This is a genomic window from Monashia sp. HAY1-5C, assembly GCF_056755255.1.
The window spans coordinates 1-2,508 of the sequence record NZ_JBPGXG010000244.1 but is presented as its reverse complement, the minus strand read 5'-3'; the positions used below and the strand labels follow the sequence as shown (position 1 = coordinate 2,508).

Genomic DNA, 2,508 nt, shown 5'->3' with positions numbered 1-2,508 from the left:
TCCGTCGTCGGCAGTGTCAGATGTGTATAAGAGACAGGCCCGGCCACGACGGCCGGCCGCCACATCCGCACCGCATCCCCGCTGCACCCCAGCACCACGTCCGACCCGAACCCGGGTCCCCGTACCAACCGCAACACCCCGACTCGACAGGAGCACGTCACATGACCTCCAATCGCGACCGACGCGTCGTGGTCACCGGTCTCGGCGCCACGACGCCACTCGGTGGCACGGCCACCGAGACCTGGGAGGCCCTCCTCGCGGGGCGTTCCGGCGCCCGCCCGATGGACTTCGACTGGGTCGCCAAGTACGAGCTCCCGGTCACCTTCGCCGCGACGATCGCCACGAAGCCCGAGGAGGTCCTGGCCAAGGTCGAGACCCGGCGCCTCGACCCGTCGAGCCAGTACGCCCTCATCGCCGCGCGCGAGGCGTGGGCCGATGCGGGCAAGCCCGAGGTCGACCCCGAGCGGCTCGGTGCCGCCGTCGGCTCCGGCATCGGTGGCGTCTGGACGCTGCTCGACCAGTGGGACAACCTGCGCGAGAAGGGCCCCCGTCGGGTCTACCCGCTCGCCGTCCCGATGCTCATGCCCAACGGGCCCGCGGCCGCCGTCTCGCTCGACCTCGGCGCGCGCGCCGGTGCACACACGACCGTGAGCGCCTGCGCCTCCGGCGCCGAGAGCATGGGCTACGCCATCGACATGATCCGCACGGGTCGCGCCGACGTCGTCGTGGCCGGTGGCACCGAGGCCGCGGTCCACGCGCTGCCCATCGCGGGCTTCGCCGCCATGCAGGCCCTCTCGACCCGCAACGACGAGCCGGAGAAGGCCTCGCGCCCCTACGACACGGGCCGCGACGGCTTCGTGCTCGGTGAGGGTGCGGCCGTCATCGTCCTCGAGTCCGAGGAGCACGCCAGGGCCCGTGGCGCGAGGATCTACGCCGAGCTGGCCAGCGTCGGCATGTCGGCCGACGCGCACCACATCACCGCTCCCGAGCCCAACGGGTCCGGCGCCGCGCGCGCGATGCGCTACGCCGTCGAGCGCGCCGACCTGGCGCTGTCCGACATCATCCACATCAACGCGCACGCGACGTCGACACCCGTCGGCGACGTCGCCGAGTACAACGCCATCAAGCGCGCGTTCGGCGACCACACCGAGAACCTGTCGGTGACCGCGACGAAGTCGATGACCGGACACCTGCTCGGCGCCGCCGGCGCCCTCGAGGCCGTCATCACGATCCAGTCGGTCCACCACCGGCTCGTGCCGCCGACGATCAACCTCGACGACCAGGACCCGGAGATCCCGCTCAACGTCGTCACCGGCGAGGCCCAGCAGCTTCCCGACGGCGACATCGCGGCCCTGAACAACTCGTTCGGGTTCGGCGGCCACAACGTCGCCCTCGCGATCCGCAGCATCTGAGCGGAACCGCTTGCACGAGAAGGCCCCTCGCCCGTGGTCAGCCACGGACGAGGGGCCTTCCGACGTCACCCCCGGTGGCCGGGGCTCAGCCCTCGACCCGGCCGGGTCAGCCCTTGACGCAGAGCAGCGTCGTCAGGCGGGCGACGACCTCGACGAGCGGGTCCGGGCCGCAGGCCTGGGCCGGCTGATCGTGCGAAGCTGCTCGAGCGCCGCGAGCTCGACCTCGGCGGGGCCGGCCCATATGAGCGTGGAGGCCTGCGCGCCCGGGAGCGCGACAGGGAACGGGGTCATCGTCGTGCTCTCGTGTGCGGGGCGGTGGTGCGAGCGGCGGCGCCGGCGTCCGGGGCGTCGCCATGGCGGGGAGCCGCGGTGAGGGCGCCCTCCATGACGGTCTCGCGCGCGAAGTGCAGCTGGACGCGCGTCGGCACGTACGGCTGCCAGCGCAGCGGCATCCCGGCCTCGTCGGGCGTCCGGTCACCCTTGCGGGCGTTGCACGGCTCACAGGCGGCCACGGCGTTGGCCCATGACGTCGCACCACCGCGGGAGCGAGGCTGGACGTGGTCCATCGTCGTGGCCGTGAACCGTCCGCAGTACGCGCACCGGCCGCGGTCGCGCAGCAGCACGCCGTCGCGGGAGTACGTGGCCCGGGTCCGCGAGTAGAGCCACTTCTGCTCGACGTAGCGGACGAGCCGCACGACGAGGGGCACCCGGTACGGGCCGAAGCGGTCCGTGTCGTGCTCGGTGACCGGCGTCGCGACACCGCGCCAGATCATCGCGATCGCGTGCCGCACGGTGACGCGGTGCAACAACGTCTCGTCGGCGTTCCACACCTCGACCTGGGTCATGGCGGGGCCTCTCCTTCCGTCTCGTGCCGGTCGTGCTCGGACACAGGCAAAGAGCCGCCTCCCGGAACATCCGGTGGCGGCTCGTGGCGCGGGAGCGGTCAGGCTCGTGGCACGTCGGCGAGGACGCTATGGGGATGCTCGTGGTCGGCCTGTGGGCTGCCGTGGCGACGCCCACCCGTGAACGGGTCGGCCACCTCGACGAGGCACCCCTGGTGCTTCGCGTCGGTGGGCAGACCCGTGGCCATGTCCGG

General features: G+C 72.6%; 2 protein-coding genes. One reads left to right on the top strand and one right to left on the bottom strand.

Features of this window, described 5'->3' with window-relative positions; translation table 11 throughout:
* The first annotated feature begins 161 nt into the window (after positions 1–161).
* Complete coding sequence (fabF, locus tag ACR9ZK_RS21315) at positions 162–1,412, top strand: beta-ketoacyl-ACP synthase II (RefSeq protein WP_481343966.1); 1,251 nt, start codon at positions 162–164, stop codon at positions 1,410–1,412.
* A gap of 287 nt (positions 1,413–1,699) precedes the next feature.
* Here fabF and ACR9ZK_RS21310 read toward each other — a convergent pair whose 3' ends face one another.
* Positions 1,700–2,257 (bottom strand): HNH endonuclease, encoded by a 558-nt coding sequence (locus ACR9ZK_RS21310; RefSeq protein WP_481343965.1) that lies wholly within the window; start codon positions 2,255–2,257, stop codon positions 1,700–1,702.
* Positions 2,258–2,508: the final 251 nt, after the last annotated feature.